The 20,619-nt window shown below is 34.2% G+C and carries 18 protein-coding genes and 1 pseudogene; 2 read left to right on the forward strand and 17 right to left on the reverse strand.

The window, feature by feature from the left end:
- Nucleotides 1–216: 216 nt before the first annotated feature.
- From ACEYOS_RS11810 to ACEYOS_RS11840, 7 genes are all read right to left on the reverse strand, one after another.
- A complete protein-coding gene (locus ACEYOS_RS11810; protein ID WP_373707428.1) occupies nt 217–2,394 on the reverse strand; it encodes a type ISP restriction/modification enzyme in 2,178 nt (725 codons plus the stop codon).
- A 143-nt stretch (nt 2,395–2,537) separates the two neighbouring features.
- Nucleotides 2,538–3,578, reverse strand: a complete 1,041-nt coding sequence (arsB, locus tag ACEYOS_RS11815; RefSeq protein WP_373739031.1) for an ACR3 family arsenite efflux transporter — start codon at nt 3,576–3,578, stop codon at nt 2,538–2,540.
- 13 nt (nt 3,579–3,591) lie between these two features.
- Nucleotides 3,592–4,008, reverse strand: a complete 417-nt coding sequence (locus ACEYOS_RS11820; RefSeq protein ID WP_373708863.1) for an OsmC family protein — start codon at nt 4,006–4,008, stop codon at nt 3,592–3,594.
- Between the two features lie 37 nt (nt 4,009–4,045).
- Nucleotides 4,046–4,681 carry a protein-tyrosine-phosphatase gene (locus tag ACEYOS_RS11825; protein ID WP_373739030.1) on the reverse strand — a complete coding sequence of 212 codons (636 nt, stop codon included), beginning with the start codon at nt 4,679–4,681 and terminating at the stop codon, nt 4,046–4,048.
- 23 nt (nt 4,682–4,704) lie between these two features.
- Nucleotides 4,705–5,172 (reverse strand): DUF6428 family protein, encoded by a 468-nt coding sequence (locus tag ACEYOS_RS11830; protein WP_373708861.1) that lies wholly within the window; start codon nt 5,170–5,172, stop codon nt 4,705–4,707.
- Nucleotides 5,173–5,227: 55 nt separating this feature from the next.
- Nucleotides 5,228–5,536, reverse strand: coding sequence for a helix-turn-helix transcriptional regulator (locus tag ACEYOS_RS11835; RefSeq protein ID WP_143853002.1), 309 nt, complete (start codon nt 5,534–5,536; stop codon nt 5,228–5,230).
- A 51-nt stretch (nt 5,537–5,587) separates the two neighbouring features.
- Nucleotides 5,588–6,661 carry an adenine methyltransferase gene (locus ACEYOS_RS11840; protein WP_373708860.1) on the reverse strand — a complete coding sequence of 358 codons (1,074 nt, stop codon included), beginning with the start codon at nt 6,659–6,661 and terminating at the stop codon, nt 5,588–5,590.
- A 205-nt stretch (nt 6,662–6,866) separates the two neighbouring features.
- Here ACEYOS_RS11840 and ACEYOS_RS11845 point away from each other — a divergent pair, with 205 nt between their 5' ends.
- Together ACEYOS_RS11845 and ACEYOS_RS11850 are read left to right on the forward strand one after the other, a co-directional pair.
- Nucleotides 6,867–7,148, forward strand: coding sequence for a hypothetical protein (locus tag ACEYOS_RS11845; protein WP_373708859.1), 282 nt, complete (start codon nt 6,867–6,869; stop codon nt 7,146–7,148).
- A gap of 90 nt (nt 7,149–7,238) precedes the next feature.
- Nucleotides 7,239–7,871, forward strand: coding sequence for an SOS response-associated peptidase family protein (locus tag ACEYOS_RS11850; protein WP_373708858.1), 633 nt, complete (start codon nt 7,239–7,241; stop codon nt 7,869–7,871).
- On the opposite strand, the gene ACEYOS_RS11855 is transcribed toward ACEYOS_RS11850, so the two are convergent.
- The 10 genes and pseudogenes from ACEYOS_RS11855 to ACEYOS_RS11900 form a co-directional block, all read right to left on the reverse strand.
- Nucleotides 7,863–8,819, reverse strand: coding sequence for a WD40 repeat domain-containing protein (locus ACEYOS_RS11855; protein WP_373708857.1), 957 nt, complete (start codon nt 8,817–8,819; stop codon nt 7,863–7,865). The two genes, ACEYOS_RS11850 and ACEYOS_RS11855, sit on opposite strands and share 9 nt — an antisense overlap.
- A 407-nt stretch (nt 8,820–9,226) precedes the next feature.
- Complete coding sequence (locus tag ACEYOS_RS11860; RefSeq protein WP_373708856.1) at nt 9,227–10,237, reverse strand: hypothetical protein; 1,011 nt, start codon at nt 10,235–10,237, stop codon at nt 9,227–9,229.
- Between the two features lie 99 nt (nt 10,238–10,336).
- Complete coding sequence (locus ACEYOS_RS11865; protein ID WP_373708855.1) at nt 10,337–10,702, reverse strand: hypothetical protein; 366 nt, start codon at nt 10,700–10,702, stop codon at nt 10,337–10,339.
- A gap of 11 nt (nt 10,703–10,713) precedes the next feature.
- Nucleotides 10,714–10,992: a helix-turn-helix domain-containing protein gene (locus ACEYOS_RS11870; protein ID WP_373708854.1), complete on the reverse strand. Its 279-nt coding sequence runs from the start codon at nt 10,990–10,992 to the stop codon at nt 10,714–10,716.
- Between the two features lie 83 nt (nt 10,993–11,075).
- A complete protein-coding gene (locus ACEYOS_RS11875) occupies nt 11,076–11,669 on the reverse strand; it encodes a hypothetical protein (protein ID WP_373708853.1) in 594 nt (197 codons plus the stop codon).
- 115 nt (nt 11,670–11,784) lie between these two features.
- Nucleotides 11,785–13,113, reverse strand: coding sequence for a phage integrase SAM-like domain-containing protein (locus ACEYOS_RS11880; RefSeq protein ID WP_373708852.1), 1,329 nt, complete (start codon nt 13,111–13,113; stop codon nt 11,785–11,787).
- 397 nt (nt 13,114–13,510) lie between these two features.
- A pseudogene (locus ACEYOS_RS11885) lies at nt 13,511–15,730 on the reverse strand (M1 family metallopeptidase).
- Between the two features lie 77 nt (nt 15,731–15,807).
- Nucleotides 15,808–16,689, reverse strand: coding sequence for an SDR family oxidoreductase (locus ACEYOS_RS11890; RefSeq protein WP_193811552.1), 882 nt, complete (start codon nt 16,687–16,689; stop codon nt 15,808–15,810).
- A 301-nt stretch (nt 16,690–16,990) separates the two neighbouring features.
- The gene (locus ACEYOS_RS11895) at nt 16,991–19,921 is read right to left on the reverse strand and encodes a M16 family metallopeptidase (RefSeq protein ID WP_373708867.1); all 2,931 of its coding nucleotides are present in this window, start codon (nt 19,919–19,921) and stop codon (nt 16,991–16,993) included.
- Nucleotides 19,922–19,971: 50 nt separating this feature from the next.
- Nucleotides 19,972–20,598, reverse strand: coding sequence for a lysoplasmalogenase (locus ACEYOS_RS11900; RefSeq protein WP_373708851.1), 627 nt, complete (start codon nt 20,596–20,598; stop codon nt 19,972–19,974).
- Nucleotides 20,599–20,619: the final 21 nt, after the last annotated feature.

Genomic DNA, 20,619 nt, shown 5'->3' on the forward strand with positions numbered 1-20,619 from the left:
CTCTTTCTAAGACGTAAAGTACAACACTATCAATTCAGTGTTAAACACTTGTTTAATGCAATCCCACGAAGATTTCAATACCTCATCACCATACCTAATCCCTGTTGGAATGGTCACAATTTCAGTTTGACAAAATTATCTATATATAAGGCACTGGCGATTTTTCTGTCAGAACCCTATATATGAATAACGACAATACAATTTTTGTTTTGAAAGTTAAGTAGCGTCGTCTGAAGAAATGTCTATCAAATCAATTTCCTTCATCAAACGATCGGTTTCAAAAAGCGCCACAATGATCTTTTGATAGTGCGAAATATCTTCGAATTCCAACGTTCTAGATTTGCGGTCTTTGAGCCATTTCTGTGCGGGTTGGTAACCTCCGATATAGAAGCTCCAAGCTATCTCCGGTACGTTGTCAAAATACTGGGTTTCATTGATGAATACTTTACCTTTTAGATACTTTGGCTTATCTACTACGTTATCGCCATCAATAGGATATTGGGTAATGTAATTTTCAACTTTCGGATTTTCTAATAAGTGAATGGTACGTATTTCACTCCCAAGTTTTACCAGTTTCCAAAACGTTGCTACATCAGTTGGATAGGGAACACGGGGAAAGTCTATCTTTAAAAATTCTTTAAATGTCTCCCGATAGGTTGGTGAATGTAAAACAGCATAAATGTAATCTAAAAGATCAATTGGAGCAAAAGTATCCTCTATGGTTTCTTTTTCATTAGTAAAATTTAAAGCCAATTTCTTTTCAATTTCTTTTACGATTTCTGAATTAAGGTTGGGTATTCTTTGTGTTTTTTGACTTAGGCTTAATTGACCGTTTTCTGGGTAGAGATAAAGTGGGAAAACATAAGTTTGTCCACTAAGATAATTTCTATCGGTTACTGAATTTGTGCAAAAACAGTGATGATAATCTTTGTCGGTAAAACGTTTTTTAAGAACTAATGATAAATTGCTTTTATTATTAAGGAAATTTGACATCACTTTATCTGAATGTCTTCTCAGTAATAATTTATCGTAATAAACATACCTGCTAAAGAAAGGCTTATGACTGTATTTTTCAAATTTATCATCGGCAACTTTATTGAATAATTTCTTAACAGACTCTAAATGAAATTTTGGCTGGTCTTGTAAATTGTATTTTAACCTTATCTCATCAATAGATATTTCTTCATTAATAAAATTATTAAGTCTCGTTTCTAACTCATTTTTTTCATCCGCAATTATAAAGTGATCTCTTCCTGTCTCAACACCTGAGTTGTTGATCATATATAAGTTGTCAAGAGAGAAACCGAAATTATATAATTCAGAATTATCAAAGTTTTTCTTTTCGAAAAAATAGTATTTTTTGTCGATTTCAAGTTCTTCCCAATCAACAGATTTTATATTATTTTCTGATAGATAATCATATTTAAAATCTCTTAATCCATTTAACTCTTTTACGAATAATCTTCCTAATTCATCCTTTTGTTTAGTATTGTTCTTTACTAAAAGCATAATTGAAGTACCTACACGAATATCAAATACATTTTCGTTGGGGCTTCCATCAATACATTTTTCGTACATTTTACCATGTAAATTTAAAATGTAAATCTTGTCAAAATATTCTAACAGTTTGATTCGCATTCCTTTGAATGCTGTAACGTTTAAATATGTATTTTTAGTAATTAGTCCAACTGTCCCGTATCCCGTCTGTTCAATTCTACTATGACAGTATCTTATAAATTTTGCATAATCATCACTTAATAATTGGATGTTTCTCTCGTCTTTTACATCTAATCTATACAGCTCCATTAGATTATCAATATATTTTGACTGATTATATGAAGATACTGAATATGGTGGATTTCCAATTACACACATCACAGGAGTATCCCTTTTAATATGATTAGCTTCGTTTGCTTCAGTACTGAGCCAACTCGCAAATAATGTTCCAGTATCAGGATGACTCTCTTCCAAACTGTTCGTAAGGTAAATACGTAGCCTTTCATTAGAATTTCCTCTAAATCCAGTTTCCTTTAGTAATAAATCCAGTTTCAAATGTGCCATTGCATAACTCGCCATCAGCAATTCAAAACCATTTAAACGAGGCAACAAATGAGTTTCTACATAATTACTCCAAACTCCTTGTTGTCCTTCAAATTTCTTGTATATATGTTTCACGGCTTCTGCAAGAAAAGTTCCTGTTCCCGTTGCAGGATCGAGAATCTGAACTTGATGAACTTCCTGTTCCACCTTCTTACCGAACAAATCTCTTTTGATTTTAATTTTACTCGTGTCCGCTAAACCTTGCGGTAAATTAAATTCTGTTTTAAGAATATCGTCTACGGCTCTAACAATGAAATTCACTACAGGTTGTGGCGTATACCAAACACCGGTCAAGTATAAGCGTAGTGCGGGTTTGCGAAGACGGGATTTTCATTTTATCTAAAATTTTATTACGTGATGAAATGTTCAATTTAGCAATAAATCCCGCATTACGCTTATACAATGTTACCCACTGGCTTTCTTCCTTTAATACGTCATCAAATACTGATTTTGTCATAATATTTTTTCTTTAACCAAAATGAAACTCGAACTAAAAAGATAAGAACTGGAACTTCAACTAATGGTCCAACTACACCCGCAAAAGCCTGTCCGGAATTTAGTCCAAATACTGCTATAGCAACAGCAATCGCCAATTCAAAGTTATTTCCTGCTGCCGTAAATGAGACGGCTGCATTTTCCTTATAGGAAGCTCCCAGTGCTTTAGTAAAGAAAAAACTGATGACAAACATTAAACTAAAATACAAAATTAAAGGAACTGCAATAATTAAAACGTCCATTGGAATTTCAACAATTAACTCTCCTTTGAGCGAGAACATAATGATAATGGTAAATAATAACGCAATTAGCGTTATTGGTGAAATGGCAGGTATAAACTTTTCTGTGTACCACTTATCTCCTTTTAACCTTACCAAAATCACTCTACTTAAAATTCCCATTAAAAAGGGTAGTCCCAAATAGATTGCTACACTTTCTGCCACCGTACCAATTGAGATATCGACAATAGCTCCTTCAAATCCGAAATATGGTGGAAGCACCGTTATAAAAATCCAAGCATAGAAACTATAGGCAAAAACTTGGAAAATACTATTTAAAGCGACCAAACCTGCTCCATATTCGCTATCTCCTTCAGCAAGGTCGTTCCAAACCAAAACCATTGCGATACAGCGAGCCAATCCAATTAAAATAACGCCTACCATATATTCTGGATAATCACGTAAAAAAGTAATTGCCAAAACAAACATTAAAACAGGGGCAATTATCCAATTTAGAAAAAGTGAAATGGAAAGAATTTTAGTGTTTCTAAAAACTTTTGGCAAAAGAGCATAATTCACTTTAGCCAAAGGTGGATACATCATTAAGATTAATCCTATGGCTATGGGAATGTTAGTAGTGCCTCGACTCATTGAATCAATAATGCTTGGAAAAGATGGGAAGAAATATCCGATTCCCACGCCTAATAGCATAGCAATGAAAATCCATAGCGTTAAATAATTATTGAGAAAACTTATTTTTTTCATATACTTCTTGTATTCAATTATTTAAAATGTCTTTTTGCTGCTCAATTACTCCGTTTATATTGCACGATAACTTTACCGTATTGTAGATTGTGCCAAATTTTTCAATATTCTTTTTTAGCAATGGGATATTTAAATTTTCATCAGAACTGTAAATAGTTAGTCTGTAATCTATGTTATCCATTTTCAAAGGTTTTTCCATTCGTTTAGCTGACACATTTACTGTGGCTTTTGAATAAGTAAACTTCATCATAGCAGAAAATCGCTCAATATTTTTTAGCATACACGAAGCAAAAGCTCCTAAAAAAAGCTCGGCAGGATTAGGTAAAGTTTCAGCAGATTTTGAAGTTGTTCCAAAAGCTATGTCATTTTGCTTTATTTGAATAGCAGCGTCTTTATTTGAAATTGATGATGCCCTAATTTGGTATTCCATAATTATATCTATTTTATATTAGTCGTTTTGAAAATAGTTAAGAAGCTTTTATCTGAGAGAAAACGTAAAACAGTTCTGTTGCAATTTGCAGACTTCTTTCATTATACTTTTCTGCCTGTTGTGGTGTATTGTCAAATGCTTTTGGGTCTTCAAAAGTTATAGGAATTCGTTTTTCTGCTCCGCTAACAAATGGACAGGCTTCGTTTGCTGAATCGCAAGTCATAATTGCAGCAAATTCAGATTTCGGGTTAAAATCATCATCCAATCTTTTTGAAAATCCGATTATTGGATGCTGGTTGTCCGCATATTTAATGTTGTAAACAGGGTTCTCGTTTTTTGAAATAGTTTTAATTTGAAAACCCGAATTTTGCAAAGTTTCTGCAACCATTGGGAAAAGTGCTGTAGCCTCTGTACCGCCAGAATAACAAAACACATTTTTGATATTGAAATGATAAGCCAAAGTTTGTGCCCAAACCTGTGATAAATGACTTCTTCGTGAATTGTGAGTACAGATAAAGTTGATTCTAATTTCTTGATGGCTTGAAACTTTAGACTGAATAAATTCCGTTAATGGTTGTAAAATTGCTTTACGTTCAGTTGAAATTGTTTGAGGATTTAAGGCCTTGATTACTTGTTCAATTTCTGAAAACATTGTTGATTTTGTTATTGACATTTTCTTAATGTTAAATTATTATTTTAGCAACAGCCACTGCCTGGTGTACAAGAAGAGACATTATTAAATTCAGATAATTTAACTTTTGGTTTTTCACTTGGTATGCCGCATTTATCTTTCGCCAAACAATCGGTTTGTTTATTAGTCAACAAAAAGTTTTTACCGTCAAAATCAAGTCCGAATTTCCCAATCGTATTACCTTGATATTCCACTTCGATATCTAAATCTTCAATTCCTAAAATGCGTTCGGATAATTCAATGATGCTTAATAGTTTTTCTGGATGCAATCTGTGATCATAGTCATTGGCGTTCCAAAGTTGGAAGTTCACTACCTTCTCGTTTCTCACAGTTCCGCCACAATCAATGAAGTGTTTTGTAACTTTTCCAACTTCTGTTACGTGAAAGTGGTTGGGTACTAATTCCCCATTTGGTAATTGGAAAGCGATCTTATCCAGTTTATTCAATTTGTTTTTAATTTCTGATAACTTCATTTCTCTATATTTATTTGTTTATTGCGATTTAACGATTGATATAATGAAAAAATAATTAGCAACAATCTGCTTTAGGAATGTCCTGATCTAAAAATTGATGCATTAACATTTTCATTTTAGTCCAGTTTTCACTGTCTATACAATAGCAGACTTTGACACCTTCGACTGTTCCTTTAATAAGGCCTAAATTCCTTAATTCTTTTAAATGTTGGGATATAGTAGGTTGAGCAAGACCAATTTCTTCGGATAAATCTCCGCAATAGCAAGCATCTATTTTAAACAACTGCTGTAAAATAGCGACTCTAGCAGGATGGCTGAAAACCTTAGCGAATAAAGCGATTTCTTTTTGCTGATCTGTGTACATATTTTATATTCAATTCATTGTTTAATTGCAATATTACGATTAATATTTGAATTAGCAATTCCTTTTTAAAGTTTTGATAGACATTGATAATCTTTTATTGGAAATGGTTTTTGGGGAAAGAAAACATTTTTGTTGTAATGGTAATTTTTTTAGCTTGTGGGTAACTCTAGCTTTACGAAGTTTGGGATCGTACTCACTCAAAAAGGTTTCATAAAAATGAATAATGGGGTCTTCCATCTTAGTGGCTTTTCCATAATTTTTAAGAATTTCCTCCACGTTACAGGCGAGAAAAATTTCTGCTAAACTATCTACCACCCACTTGATTCTATCGTCAATATCAGGACCTGCAATATAGCCGAACAATTTTCTTAAAAACGGATTTGATTTTGGAATGAGTTCCGCTGCTTCTTGTCTACTAAAGGTTGGAAGCGATGCATCATGTAATCTTGCTGCAAACATACCATACGCAATAGTCTGTGCATAAACGTCCGCAAAACCTTCTGGCGTGATGTCATGAATGAGAATTTCACGGAACGCCAACATTTGATCTTTCAGTGTACTATCTTCTTGCTTGCTTTCATCACTCATTAACGCTTTGCCTATGATATCAGATAATAATCTTGCCTTTCCTGCCATCATCTCGGCAAGTTTTTTACTGCTCTTTATAGTCTGCCCAACGTGGGTTGAAAAGTCCTTGATTAGATTTTCGAACGTAGCAAAATTTTCGGGTAAGGGTCTTATGCCATTAATGGTGATTTCCCCAATAGAAACTTTAGTAACGAATTCACCTTCCCGATACAAGTGGAAATCAATGTAATCTGTGAAAATAAGATTGTTTAGGGATGCCTTGTATCTGTCAAACTGCTCTTTGTTTCCTGTTTTTTTAAAACCAGAAAGATCAGAATCTCCAATATCTTTTGCTTCGATAAAACCAACAGGAATTTCAGACTTTGTTAGAATATAATCGGGCGCACCACAACTTTGACGTTTCGGCTCATTGGTTACACGAACAGCTGGAACAAGACTTTCCAATAGTTGTTGTAAGTCGCCCCGAAAGGTGTGTTCGGTAGCATTTCCAAGTTTGTACCGTTGGTTGATTTGATCGAGATAATGAGAGATAGTCATTTGCAGTAGTAAATAAATTCGTTAATCATTGCACTTTCTCAAATATATAGAAATTAGAGCAGTCTATAGGCAATTTTGTTAAGCTAAATTAGTAACAACAATAATCTAACAAGATATAATATCTCTATTAGACAGTTTTCAATTTGATACAAATTATAGCAATGAAAATTTTAATCTTGATACAATTCCTATCTATCTTTGAGAAATGAAATTACATGCCATCATCAGAGAAACTGTTAAAATGAAGCAGGACGATCTTCCACAATCTGTCATAGTTGAGTTCGTGGGTGATAAAGAAAAGCAGCACTTTGAAATATTGTTCAATGATTTTGACCCGTATCGGGAAGGGATAAGGAAGTGGGATACTTGGGAATTAACGATCAAGTGGAAGAGTGAAATTTTCACAGACCCTAAGACAGAAGTGAAATCATACTTTACCTATTTGACGTGTTCAAAAGCCACACCTATCCATCAAATGCAGGTATAATAGATAGACCTTTATCTTTGGTACCTAAGTAATACAGTTATACATTTCATGGTACAATTGTTGATTTTTCACGAAACTAAATAATTAACTATGTGTAATCGTGTTGATAATTACGGACTTTCAATTTCAGCAGTTTCAAATGATCTACATGCAGAGATTGTTGAGGGCAATTATTATTACGCTGAAGAAATCAATGCGTTTCAAAGACCAGCAATTCCCGTTGTTTTAGACCATAATGGTCGCAAGATCACGCATGGCACTTGGGGGATTAATCAGGAAATCCCTAAAGACAAACCTGCAAAAGGAATCAATCTCACTGCGGAAAAATCTCATACCTTTTACAAGAAAGTTGAAAACAATCGATGCATCGTTCCTGTGACAGGATTTTATGATTGGATGCATGTTCATGATGCCGGAAAGAAAACACCGATAAAAGTAAAGCATCGGATGCATTGGAAAAATTCTGATCACTTTTTCATTGCTGCATATTATGATGTATGGGAAAATAAAGAAATCGGTTTTGGCTTGGTAACTACAGTTGCTAATTCCTTAATGTCCTTGGTTCACAATTCAAAATTAAGAATGCCTCTTTGTCTTGATGCAAAAATGGCAGAAAAATTCCTGAATGATGAACCTATTGAAGAATTTACATTTCCCACCTACGATCCAATGTTAGTTGGTGTAAACTTGGAACCAAACAAAATACCGCTAACTTTATTTTAACTGATACAGACTAAATGATTTATCATATCGCCTATTGGCAAGAAAAACTTTTCCATCATTTGAAAAGCTTACATTATAGGCATCTAGGTAACCAAAACTTTTTGATTCATATGTTTTATAATCCAGTATGAAGATTCCAGCTTTACGCCAGTAAAGGACTTTATTCGGATAGCCTGGTATTAAAGTCAAAGGTCGAGCATATTCGCCATATTCTTCTGTGGTATCTATAATATCTTTCTCTTCTCCTGTTTTTATGTCCACTAGTTTTATAAGAGTTTTAAGACCGTAGGCGTCCCCAACTCCAGTTATTAGCGTGCTTTCGTCAGGAGTAATGACCATATTATAACCTTCCCTACCATCCTTAAAACGAGTCATTTTTCCCGACTTAGGATTGCCTATGTCTGTAATCTTAAATGTATTGGAACCTGACATACAGTATAAAACCGAACTATTTTCACTGAAGTTAGCATTAACCTGTAGAGGGTGTCCTACATTAGCTATTTTAGCAAGACTGGAGATATTTATAAGATCCCCATCAACATATGCTATTTCAGAGTTTGGGGCAATTGTAATATCTTTCCTACCTCTAAGGTCGTCACTTGAGTTTATTATTTCAAGAGATTCGGGATCACACAGGTATAATTTATTTTTACCACCAACTAATATATATTTCCCATCTGGCGTTGTTGCAACTAAAAATAAATCTTCTTCTTTTATCTTAATTTCTTTCACAGGAAATTCAGAATTGATACTCCATTTGAAAAGTATATCATTTCCAGAAGCATAAATGAATTTTCCATCCGAAGAAAATGCAGGTGGAGACAAGGTAATATTATTCTTTGTCGTAAAACTTTTCACAAACTTCATTGAGGGTTGAGAAAATATTTGTACTGAAAGCAAGCTAAGCATGCAGATAAGAAACTTGCTGATTGAAATTTGTTTCGTCATGATTATTAATTTTATTAAAGATAGTTTTGTAGTAAACATATTAATTTAATTCTTATTTAGCAATAAAAATCAAAGAATTTTACATACTAACTAACATCTGATTGATATTTCTGCATTCTTATAACTGACACCAAAATGAACTACCATTACAGTTTCGGACAATTACTGCAATTAGCAATTCCTCACCGCTACTGATCGAAAAAAATTAATTTCTTTGGGGAAATAAAAAATTCAGACACTCTTTGAAGGTAAGATTGTAAATAGATATCGATAGCCCCAAAAAAAAATCAACTAAACCAAACCTTTCAAACACCCCGCCCCCTCAAATTCGATTTGGAATTTTTCTGAATTGAAAGTCGATTCTATAGGTAGAACAATAAACCATTGATTTACAACAAGAGCTAGAGTTACGGACCTCGCAATTCAACTTCATCAGTATTACTTGATTGTACAGATTCCACGTTTATCAGTAACGGGGGGATATTATTAAAAACATTTTTTCCTTTATTTATATATGTTTCATGTGTGGAATTTGTACAATTCTGCAATTCTACAATCTTATCAATTATTTTGCATTTGATGAGGTGATGTAGATTGTCTTCCTTATCTAAATTTTCATAGTATTTTTCCCTTTTTATTCGGAATTGATGGCGATACTTATCCGTTAAAGCTTTCTGCCAATATTCTGGAGTATTAACCTCATCTTTCTGTTCTAGATTTATAATCAATACGTTTTCCCACTCATCTAAAATGGATTGAAATAATGCGCTATAAACTTGCGGTTTTAAAAGGTCAGCTACAGAGTTAATTCCTAACTTTCTTACGTTTTTACTCTGCTTGCTCTTAACTTCAAATCGAAAAATATTTCGATCAATTCCATATTCGGGCGTTTCTAAAAACTGTATGCCTTTAGCGTATGCCTTTAATCGCTTATAGGGTGTTGTATTTGATATTTTAAAATATTGCTGTTTGGTATCAGGAACTATAAAAGGCTTTCGCTGGGTGTACAAAATCCCATCTATTAAATTTTCTATTTTTAAGCCCGTATTTAGGTTTAATCCATATTCTAAACTTGTTACCTTAAAATCTTGCATTTCACTTTCTAAAACACCAATCTTTAAAAAAGTTTCTTTGATAGTTTTAATAGCATCTGAAGGCGTAAATTTGTTCCCATTGTGCAAGTCATTATTGAATATGTAATGCGGACTAAAACAAACTTCTACATTTCTATAACCTATTAATTCACCTCCAAAAATCACTTTGCGAAACTCAAACCTAAACCTGCCTGAACCATTGCTAAAACAGATGTAATTTTTATTTTGTGGTCGATGAGGTTGTAGATGTTTTTCAGCATAGGAAAGTAACCCACGAACGTAAGTTTGATCTTCAGAAATTGCCTTTATGAAATCTACTGGCATGTTGGATTTAAAATATTATCTTTGTTTTAGACAATAGCGTAAGCCATTGGAAGGTTTGAACGCCTAAAGGGAATGCACTATTGCGTTCCCTTTTTTGTTCTAAAATTGGTATATGATTAGGTTAATTAGTTCGTTGAGTTCAGCCATTTTTCCACGCTCTACACTCACGTCTTTCCATACTCGCACCTCAATCATAGAGGAAGAAGGTTTATAATGAACTACTAAAATTATTTCAGTACCTCTGAAGGGTACAGACACAGCGTAGAAATGGAAGTGATCAGTAGTGCACAATAAACATTGCACCCATTTCCCACCCTCTTTAATACTTAAAAAATTTTGCTCCCGTTTCTTTACAACCCTTAATGTTTCAGGATAATTTGCAGTCTCATTTAGTGTGTATTCGGTGAATGTTTTACCCGCCTTTCCTTTGGAATAGGTTAATTTGGCGGTAATTGGAATGTCCATAGCTGCAAGTATTAATCATTAATAATCATTGCGTTTTCTATATCATCCATGCGATAATATACCCTTGACCCTAACTTATACGACGTCAAAATACCCCTACGCTTCCATTCATGAATCGTTGGCTTAGAAACACCAAACCGCTCACATACTTCCTGTGCAGAAATATATTTTTTTGGTTGGTTATCGTTAAAGGTTTTGGTTAAATCTGAGAGAAGTTCAGATTTTAATCTTCCGACGATTTCGGAAATTAGTGCGGTCGGTTCTATTCCGACGAAAGTAATTTGTTCCATTTGTAATATTGTTTTAATTCAACAATACAAAGGGACTAATGGGAATTTGATGGGAATCAATTATTTTCCCATTTCTTACTTTATTAAATGATTTTAGATAAATCGATATTGAAATTACCTAATTTTTTATTTGCCAATTGTAAATTCTTAGGATTTTTATATGGGCTATTTTTATCACTATCATTTTTCTTTTCTCTTACCATTACGCCTAAGTTTTTTGCAATCGTTGTCGCTGGAATCCCAGTAAATGCAGATAGTATAACTGCAGTTTGTTTATCATTCATAGGATCGTGCTGCAAGTCTTGAATATGTTTTATAATACCTAATTTTTCTAAAATAATCATTGTTTCTAGTGGCTTTGTATCTGAGAAATCATGTTCCGACTCATCATTATTTTGAATAAGTTCAGTAGATAACATCTTCTTATCAAACATTTCCTGTAAAACCAATGCTATTGCGTCTTGCGTTGCATTTATATTGCCCAATAATTCTTCATGCTCTGAATCCAGTTCTCGAAGAATATCTCCTTGAAATACATCAAAAAAAATATTTGCTCCTGTTTTTTTCTTGCATTGATGTAGAAATGTAGATAGAGACATCTGATCTGCAAAAAGCATATAATCAATCTGATATTCCTTTCTAAATTGTTGTGGCGAATAATAAGTGGGTATTTCCATGTTAAATTTAAGATTTGTACGTTGACCGCAAAGGTGCGGAAATGAGTCGTGGAAAATTAGGGAATTTTGAAATCATTATCAAATCTACAGTGTTTGACAATAGGTTTTTGATGCACTACGCTTCTTTTTTCATTTCTAATTTCTTTATCTTATCGGCTTCAATAATATCCCAATAGTCGAACATTTGGTCTGACAACTCACTTTCTCCCTTTCCTATGTATTTCAAAAATTCGGCTTCGGTCTTGTGCCCAGTTACTGCCATTATAACAGGAGTATGAATTTTTCCGTAATGCATACTTGCAAATTGTCTTCTGCCGATGTGCGACGAAAGCAACTTGTGAATTGGATACATTCCTGACACATACATCTTTTCTATGTCATCATAAACAAGTCCAAAATCTAATCTGTTCAGACCCGCACGCTTGGCAATTTCTTTTAGATACTTTGAGAAAAAGGTTTTGTTACTTTCCAAATTGGATGAATAAAGAGGAGGAAACTTTCCGTCATACTTTTTTAGAATTTTTTGAACTTGATTATTTAGTGGTATTTTAGCATAAACTTTGACTTTCTGTTGTGTTAAATCAACGTATTCCCGACCTTTAGAATCTGTTATAATCATCGAATTATTCATTCTGAACAAGTCGCTTCCACGTTGTCCAACATTCACAGCTACGATGAACCAATCGCGAGTGATCTCCCAACGTTCATTTATAAAATTTAATTCTATAATCTTTTCAAGTTCTTCAGTAGTTAAAATAACTGTCGGAGTTTCAACTGTAAATCCTTTAATTTTATCAAGTGTCGGATGTGTTGCAATGTCAATTGTTACAGCATCTTTAACAATGGTTTTAGAGTACTTTAAATACTTACCGACTGTATTATCATTCAATCTCTCTACATCTCTCAAATAACTTACAAACTCATTGCCCATTATTACTCCATAATCAGAAACTCTAATGTTTTTATTCAATGTCTTTATGAAAGACTTCATTTTTTCAATAACAGTTATCTGTTTCCGTTTGGTTCGTTCACTGATCGGATTGTTTTTATACGTCCGAAACGGCAGTAAGTTTTTTTGGTAATAGTTTAGATAATTTTCTAAGCAATCGAGTTCAACGACATGCCTGCCACCATTGTAAAATGCCTTAATGCTACCTTTTAAAGATTCCAATGTCAGTTCTGTTAACTCAAATCTTTTCAAATCTTCACTTACAAAAGTTTTAATCTTCTCCAACTGAACAGAAAGCTTGTCTAAAGTTTCCTTTTCATCTTTTGAAATAGAAAGTTTTTTTGTGTTCCGCACTGCTCCTTTTACTAAATTATTAGGGTTTGAAATTGTTTCATTTATTGACGTGCGGAATCTAATGCCACGACCTCCAGAAATGGAAATGTAAATTTTCGCATTAGTGTTTTTTGAAGCGACAGAAAAAGAAATAGTAAGCATGATTGTAAGGTTTTTGAACATTGCAAATATACACAATGGTTGGCAAACTTTGCCAACATCTAACAACTTTACTTTAAATCTATTTTACCTCATCTTAATAGGAATTAACCCATCTTATCATAAATTGTTGATAATCAAATACTAATAAATTCAAACAGAACTTCTAAAATTAAATGGAGTGAAGACAATTAAACCGTTGCACTCCCTGTGGGTCTACAAAATTAAGGTTAAACGCTCTGAGAAATCAGAGCGTTTTTTGTTGTTAATTATCTGATAATGAAACTTCTGTTATTTAAGAAAGTTTCAAGAAATTTCAAAACGAGATCATCATAAAAAAAACCTTCCCACAAAAAAAATTTACGGGACGGTTTCTCAATTATTTAAAAAGTCAAATCGTTTATTCTTTAGTAAAAGTAAAAGTTTGTCCGCCCTGATTAAGAGTGAAACTCTTTTTATCTTTTGCGAAATCTAATTCGATTCCGGCCATTTCAAAACTGAATTTATTATCACCTTCGTAATCCAATGGAAATGCGCTTTGCCCTGTCGCCTGTGCGGTTAATTTATTATTATCTGTTTTTAGAACAATTTTCACAGGGATTTGTTGGCTCGAAAAACTACCTTCATAATCACTTAAAGTAACTTTCTCCAGCTCATTATTCATTTTAAAAAGATTATCAGTTTTATTTGCATCAGGGACACTTCCTTTTGGATCTAACTGAATCGAAACAATTTCTTTCTTCGTAGGAACTTCAAAGGGCCATTCTGAATTTCGTTTCCAAATCTCAACGGGAAGTTTTACATGCTGCGTCGTTCCATCTTTAAACTTAATATCCATATTTACCGGCATTGGTAATTGTCCGATGTTTTCAATTTTAATGATCACTCCTTTTGCAAAGTCTCCGTTTACATATTTTGCACTTTTTACCGCTTGATCAATTTTCCACTTATTTAAAAACCAACCTCTCCAAAACCAGTTCAACTCTTCACCAGAAACATTTTCCATGGTTCTGAAAAAATCATCAGGAGTTGGGTGTTTAAAAGCCCACCTTTTGATATACTCGCGAAGCGCTTTATCGAAGCGCTCTTCACCCAAGATATTTTCACGCAACATTTGGAGACCTGCACTTGGTTTGTAATAGCCCAGATATCCTAAATTTCTTTCTTTTAAATTATCTGGAGCAGTCAATATTGGCTCCATGTTATCACTATAAAAAGCAGGCGACATCGATTGAAGTGGTTTCGGCTGGTAATATTCTCCATTATTAAACTCTCTTTCTGAAACTGAATTGATGAATGTATTTAAACCTTCGTCCATCCAGGCATATAATCTTTCGTTGGATCCGACAATCATTGGAAACCAGTTATGACCAAACTCGTGATCCGTAACACCTCAAAGATCTTCTCCTTTTGAATCCATGTGACAGAAAACGATTCCCGGATATTCCATTCCACCTTCGTTACCGGCAACATTTACTGCCGTTGGATACGTGTATTCATACCACCTTTTTGAGTAATGCTCGATTGATGTTTTTGTATATTCAGTCGATCTTCCCCAAGCAGCATTTCCATCACTTTCTACCGGATAAGCTGAGATTGCTAGTGATTTTTTTCCACTTGGTAAATTAATTTTCGCAGCATCAAGAATAAATGCGGACGAAGATGCCCAAGCAAAATCTCTAGTATTTTCAATTTTAAATTTCCACGTTTTAGTTGAAGTTGAAGATTTCGCACTTGCATTTGCTTCAGCGGCAGACCTAATAATTACCGTTTTATCGCTATTTCTAGACTGATCCCATTTCTTATTTTGGTCATTGCTATAAACTTCTTTTGGGTTTAATAATTCGCCGGAAGCAACAACGTATTGATTTGCGGGAACGGTTAGATTCGCCGTAATAGTTCCGTACTCTAAATAGAATTCTCCTGCACCCAAATAAGGCAAGGTATTCCAGCCCATGATATCATCATAAACACACATTCTCGGAAACCATTGAGCAATGGTGAAAATCTTTCCATTTTTAGTCGCTTCAACTCCCATTCTGTCAGAACCGTAATTGGGTGAGACGAAGGAATAATGAACAACAAATTTGATAACGCCACCTTTCGCTTTTAAATCCTGCGGAAGATCGATCTGCATTCTCGTATCTGAAATCGTGTAAGTAGGATTTACTTTTACTTTTTTTCCATTTGCAGAAAGAATCTCAATCGATTTAATGGTATAACCACCATCAAAATCTTGTCCGTGGGCACCATTTCGACTTCCTGCCATTGGAACAACTGAATTTCCACGTGAATCTTTTTTAAATAAATTTTGATCCAGTTGCAACCACAGAAAACTTAAATCATCATAACTATTATTGGTGTAAATAATTTCTGCCGACCCTGAAATCTCATTCTTGGCTTCATTCAAAGTAGCATTCAAAACATAATCAGCGCTATTTTGCCAATAATTGTGACCAGGTTGCCCGCTCGCTGAACGGGTTTCCGTCGCATTATTCTGATAGAAATACGGCTTAAAAGCTTCGGTATAACTATACTTCGGTGCATCATTTTGAGCGAATGAATTCACAGAAACCACAATAGCCAAGGCTACCATCGGTTTTAAAAATTTAAAATTCATGAGGAGATTTTAGATATAAGTATTAAAAAACCTCAATATTGTTACAAATATTGAGGTCATATATTTTAAAATTAAAGTTAGTTAGACTTTTTCGCTTTAATCATTTGCTCTAACATGTCCCACATTTCCTGCGGAATTTCTTCGAGCATATTAAATTCGCCAGCTCCTTGAAGCCATTCTCCACCATCGATGGTAACAACTTCTCCATTCATGTAAGCAGAATAATCTGAAACTAAATACGCCGCCAAATTCGCTAATTCCTGATGTTCGCCAACTCTTCTTAGTGGAACCTTTTTACGCATATCGAACTTTTCGGCCAGATCTCCTGGTAATAAGCGTTCCCAAGCTCCTTTAGTGGGAAATGGTCCTGGTGCAATGGCATTGAAACGAATTCCATATTTCGCCCATTCTACAGCTAAACTTCTGGTCATTGCGAGAACTCCAGCTTTTGCACAGGCAGAAGGAACGACATAAGCAGAACCTGTCCAGGCGTAAGTGGTGACAATATTTAAAACCGTTCCGGGAACTTTATTATCGATCCAATATTTTCCGATAGAAAGGGTACAGTTTTTTGTGCCTTTTAAAACGATGTCTAAAATAGAATCAAATGCAGAATGCGTTAATCTTTCGGTAGGTGAAATAAAATTTCCGGCAGCATTATTCAATAAAATATCAATTTGCCCAAATTCTTTGATTGCCGCTTCTTTCATGGCTTCAACCTCATCCCAATTTCTCACGTCGCAAGAAACACATAAAACTTTTCCGCCCGTTTCCTCTTCTAATTCTTTTGCAGTTGCTTGGAGTTTTTCTAAATTTCTGGAAGTGATGACGACTTTCGCACCAAGTTGCAGAAAATATTTCGTCATGGCTTTTCCTAATCCACTTCCACCACCGGTTACGATGGCTACTTTATCTTTTAATGCATCTTCTTTGAGCATTGGTTGGGTGTACAAATTCATACTTTTAATTTTGATTTAAATTTAAGATTATTTTATCGTCTTAAAAAATTTAATAAAATGTAATGAATATTAAATTGACGTGGTGAAATTCTTTCATCGACAGAATGACAGCGCTTCTCATTACTAAAAAAAATTTGAAAATAATCGCATCTGCGCCCCGACTTGAACGGAGCTCTTTTTCTGACGAGGAACGAGGAAGAAAAAAGCGGGAGTGGAAGGCGGAAAATTGGCGCCCAAAAAAAAACATAAAAAAAACTGCCCCAATTCTGGAGCAGTTTTAAGTATCAATTATTTTTGGAATTTAGTAACCGAAAAGTTCTTCTAAAGAAATTTTCTTCACCTCGCCCAATTTTTCTAAATCCTTCATCGGAACTCTTTTTTCTGAGGCAACGATCGCATAAGTGTAAGGTTTTCCAGATAAATTAGCATCGTGGAACGCTTTCAAATCCTGCATTTTCACATTATCTACAGAACTGTAAATCGATTTTCGCGGATCTTCAGACAAACCTAATTCTTTCGCCGCCAAATAGTTGAAAATAATTTTATCCTCCGTAATTCTTTCGGTTTGAATATCTTTTTTAACCTGCGTTTTTGCCAAGTTTAAATTTTCTGATAAATCCGGCATTTTAGTCAAAAGCTCTTTCATTGCAGTAGTTGCGTCATTGAATTTATCGGCCTGACTTCCAACGTAACTCATCATATAATATTCTTGATCTTTTTTCTGTGGCTGAACATAAACTCCGTACGTAGAGTACGCTAAAGCCTTACTCTCACGGATGGTTTGGAATACGATCGAACCCATTCCGCCGCCAAAATAATTATTGAAAACTTTTACAACAGTATTTTCTTTCGGATTATAAGTTTCCGTATTTCTAATCCACCGCGTTTCGGCTTGAACCATGTCGTAATCGGTGAACAAAACTTTATTTTTAGTTTGAGGAATCTGTTTGAAAACTTTTTCTGGCGTCGCTACTGCAAATTTCGCCGGAACCGGATGCATGGTTTTCAATTTACTGTTTAGATCTTTCATTGATGCGAGACCGTAATAGATCACAGTTTGTTCGTAATTATTGAGGTTTTTAATTCTATCAACCAATTCTTTAGAAGTTGTTGCTTCTAATTCTGCATTGCTCAAAACATTATTGAATTTATTTTTCTCACCATACAAAGCATAGCTTGTTAAACCTTGAAGAATTGCGCCTTTATTAGCTTTTACATCTTTTCTGGCTTTTGCTAATCTTTCTTTCAAACTTTTCAGAGCGGCATCATCTGCTTTTACATTTTGAATTAAATCTTCGTACAACTTTATAGCAACATCAAAATTTTCCTGTAAACCTTCGATGGAAACCGTGGTATATTCTTCGCCGGAAGAGATGGTGAAATTACACGCGATTTTATAAAATGCTTTTGAAATTTCTTCAGAAGACATTTTATCTGTTCCTAAAAACTGTAGATATTGCGAAGCTAAAGGTTGCTTCAAATCATTTAAGGAACCTATTTTATAACGGTATTTCAAACGGAAAATCTGATTTTCGGTATTTGGAACGTAAAGAACTTCTGCTTTACCTAACTTCGATTTCTGAATATCTTTATTGTAATCCAAAAACACAGGAGTTGAAGGATTATTTGGCATATTTCCAACCATTTTTACAAAGTCAGATTGTTTGTCTGCGTTGGTTTCAACCGGCGTGATCTGCGGTTTTTCAATTTTTTGAGAAGCAGGCGATTCTCCTTTTTTCTTTAAGATGGCCACATAATTTTCACCTAAATATTTGTTGGCAAAAGTAACGATATCGGCTTTAGAAATCATGGATAAATCATTAACATAAGCAACTTGATCTCTCCAGTTTAATTCAGAAGTGAACGCATCCATCAGCGATCCAGCTCGATCACCGTACGTTTCTGATTCGTAGATCTTGTCCTTTTTGATATTGTTAATAATGGAAGTAATTAAATCCTGATCAAAGTTTCCTTTTTTCAAATTATCGATTTCACCAAGAACCAAAGTTTTCACTTCTTCTAAACTCTGACCGTTCGTTGGGGCCGCACTGATGTACAAAACGCCATAGTCAATTAAGGTAAAAGTTTCTGCGGAGGCGCGTAATAGTTTTTGTTTTTTCACCAAGTTCAGATCCATTAAACCTGCTTTTCCGTTTGTTAGAACTTGTCCAACTAAATCTGCAATTAAAACATCTTTATCTTTATTTCCAGGTAAACGGTAACCGATGGTTAAATTTTCTGCATCTGGACCTGTAATTTCCTTGATGATTGGTGCTGAAATCGGAGTTTCCGGCTTAAAGGTATATTTCGCAACCGGTTTGTTTTGCATGTAAGAAAAAGCTTTGTCAACTTGAGCAATTACTACATCAGGATCAAAGTCTCCCGATAAAATGACGCCCATATTATTGGGAACATAATAGTTGTGGAAATATTTTCGGATCTCTACCAAGGAAGGATTTTTTAAATCTTCAATGGTTCCAATCGTAGTTTGCTGTCCGTAATTGTGATTTTTAAATAATTCTGAAAATAAAGTTTCGAAAACTTTACTTCCATCACTGTCTAAACTTCTGTTTTTCTCTTCGTAAACCGCTTCTAATTCCGTGTGGAAAATTCTTAAAATAGGATTTCTAAATCTTTCTCCCTGAACGGCTAAATATTTATTCAAAGAACTGCTCGGAACATCATCGGTGTAAACAGTTTGCTCAAAACTTGTAAAAGCATTGGTCCCTTGAGCTCCCATGGAAGCCATCATTTTATCATACTCATTGGCAATGGCGAACTTACTTGCAACTCCAGAAACGGAATCTATTTTTTTGTAAATCACTTTTCGCTGTGCCTCATCTTTGGTCTTATTATACTTTTCATATAATGCATCAATCTTGTCTAATTCTGGTTTTTCTTTTGCCCAATCCAAAGAACCATATTTGTCCGTTCCTTTGAAAACCAGGTGTTCCAGATAATGTGCTAAACCGGTATTTGTTCGAGGATCGGTTTTGCTTCCCGCCTTCACGGCAACATAAGCCTGAATTCTGGGATCTTTTTTGGTCGGACTTAAAATAACAGTCAAACCATTTTTCAAGGTGTAAAATCTTGCGCTCATCGGATCGTTTGTTACGTATTTGTACGTATATCCGTTTCCAGAGGCTTCTTTCCACTCGTATTTATCCTGTGCAACAGTGTGCAAAGAAAAAAGCAACATAAAAATTGCTAAGAAGAGTTTTTTGAACATAATTATTTATTTAAAGTATTAGACGAATATTTTTTCAAATTGTTTCAAAACCTTTAATTATTTTTAGATGAGAGCATTCCTTTTACTAAAAACCATTGCGCCAAAATGTAAGTTGTCATCACCAACAAATTGAGAATCATCAAAGGCTGCAAGAACAGATATACGGAAAGCAGCGTATCTGAAATTAGAAATAAAAGCGCTCCAATAATCAAGTTTCTGTTGTGCGTTTTAATAGCGTTGTACATCATCGTAGCAATTACAACAGCATAAATAATTACTGGAATTTTCATTTCTTTTAAATAAGGAAAAAGAAAAAAGAGTAAAATTGAGGCATAGAGACTAAGAATAATCGGCCAAAATTCCGAAATATCTTTTTGTAGTTTTTTCTTAAAAGAAATAATATAAAATAGATGAGCCAATAAAAAGCTGCCTAATCCAGGCAGAAAACCCCATTTAAAGAGAAGAAATAAATCCCCGAAAAAACTAAGTACCAATCCCGCCAAAAAAAATGGAGTAAGCTCAATTTTCTCCGATTTTGCTCCTGAGATATAAATTAAGATCAAAACAGGAAGTAAAATAGGCTTGGTAAAAAATCGCAATTCTGTTTGATTACTGAAAATCAAAAACAAGTCAATAACGAAAATGATGATTAAGATAATCTGTAAAAGTTTTGATCTCATTAATTCAACTTTTTTAGACTC

Origin of the sequence: Kaistella sp. (assembly GCF_041824135.1) — a bacterium.
GTDB lineage: Bacteria > Bacteroidota > Bacteroidia > Flavobacteriales > Weeksellaceae > Kaistella.

Excerpts from the sequence above, each read along its gene's own strand:
- arsB (WP_373739031.1), bottom strand. The coding sequence starts at position 3,578 with ATGAAAAAAATAAGTTTTCTCAATAATTATTTAACGCTATGGATTTTC.
- ACEYOS_RS11820 (WP_373708863.1), bottom strand. The coding sequence starts at position 4,008 with ATGGAATACCAAATTAGGGCATCATCAATTTCAAATAAAGACGCTGCT.
- ACEYOS_RS11825 (WP_373739030.1), bottom strand. The coding sequence starts at position 4,681 with ATGTCAATAACAAAATCAACAATGTTTTCAGAAATTGAACAAGTAATC.
- ACEYOS_RS11830 (WP_373708861.1), bottom strand. The coding sequence starts at position 5,172 with ATGAAGTTATCAGAAATTAAAAACAAATTGAATAAACTGGATAAGATC.
- ACEYOS_RS11835 (WP_143853002.1), bottom strand. The coding sequence starts at position 5,536 with ATGTACACAGATCAGCAAAAAGAAATCGCTTTATTCGCTAAGGTTTTC.
- ACEYOS_RS11840 (WP_373708860.1), bottom strand. The coding sequence starts at position 6,661 with ATGACTATCTCTCATTATCTCGATCAAATCAACCAACGGTACAAACTT.
- ACEYOS_RS11845 (WP_373708859.1), top strand. The coding sequence starts at position 6,867 with ATGAAATTACATGCCATCATCAGAGAAACTGTTAAAATGAAGCAGGAC.
- ACEYOS_RS11850 (WP_373708858.1), top strand. The coding sequence starts at position 7,239 with ATGTGTAATCGTGTTGATAATTACGGACTTTCAATTTCAGCAGTTTCA.
- ACEYOS_RS11855 (WP_373708857.1), bottom strand. The coding sequence starts at position 8,819 with ATGACGAAACAAATTTCAATCAGCAAGTTTCTTATCTGCATGCTTAGC.
- ACEYOS_RS11860 (WP_373708856.1), bottom strand. The coding sequence starts at position 10,237 with ATGCCAGTAGATTTCATAAAGGCAATTTCTGAAGATCAAACTTACGTT.
- ACEYOS_RS11865 (WP_373708855.1), bottom strand. The coding sequence starts at position 10,702 with ATGGACATTCCAATTACCGCCAAATTAACCTATTCCAAAGGAAAGGCG.
- ACEYOS_RS11870 (WP_373708854.1), bottom strand. The coding sequence starts at position 10,992 with ATGGAACAAATTACTTTCGTCGGAATAGAACCGACCGCACTAATTTCC.
- ACEYOS_RS11875 (WP_373708853.1), bottom strand. The coding sequence starts at position 11,669 with ATGGAAATACCCACTTATTATTCGCCACAACAATTTAGAAAGGAATAT.
- ACEYOS_RS11880 (WP_373708852.1), bottom strand. The coding sequence starts at position 13,113 with ATGCTTACTATTTCTTTTTCTGTCGCTTCAAAAAACACTAATGCGAAA.
- ACEYOS_RS11890 (WP_193811552.1), bottom strand. The coding sequence starts at position 16,689 with ATGAATTTGTACACCCAACCAATGCTCAAAGAAGATGCATTAAAAGAT.
- ACEYOS_RS11900 (WP_373708851.1), bottom strand. The coding sequence starts at position 20,598 with ATGAGATCAAAACTTTTACAGATTATCTTAATCATCATTTTCGTTATT.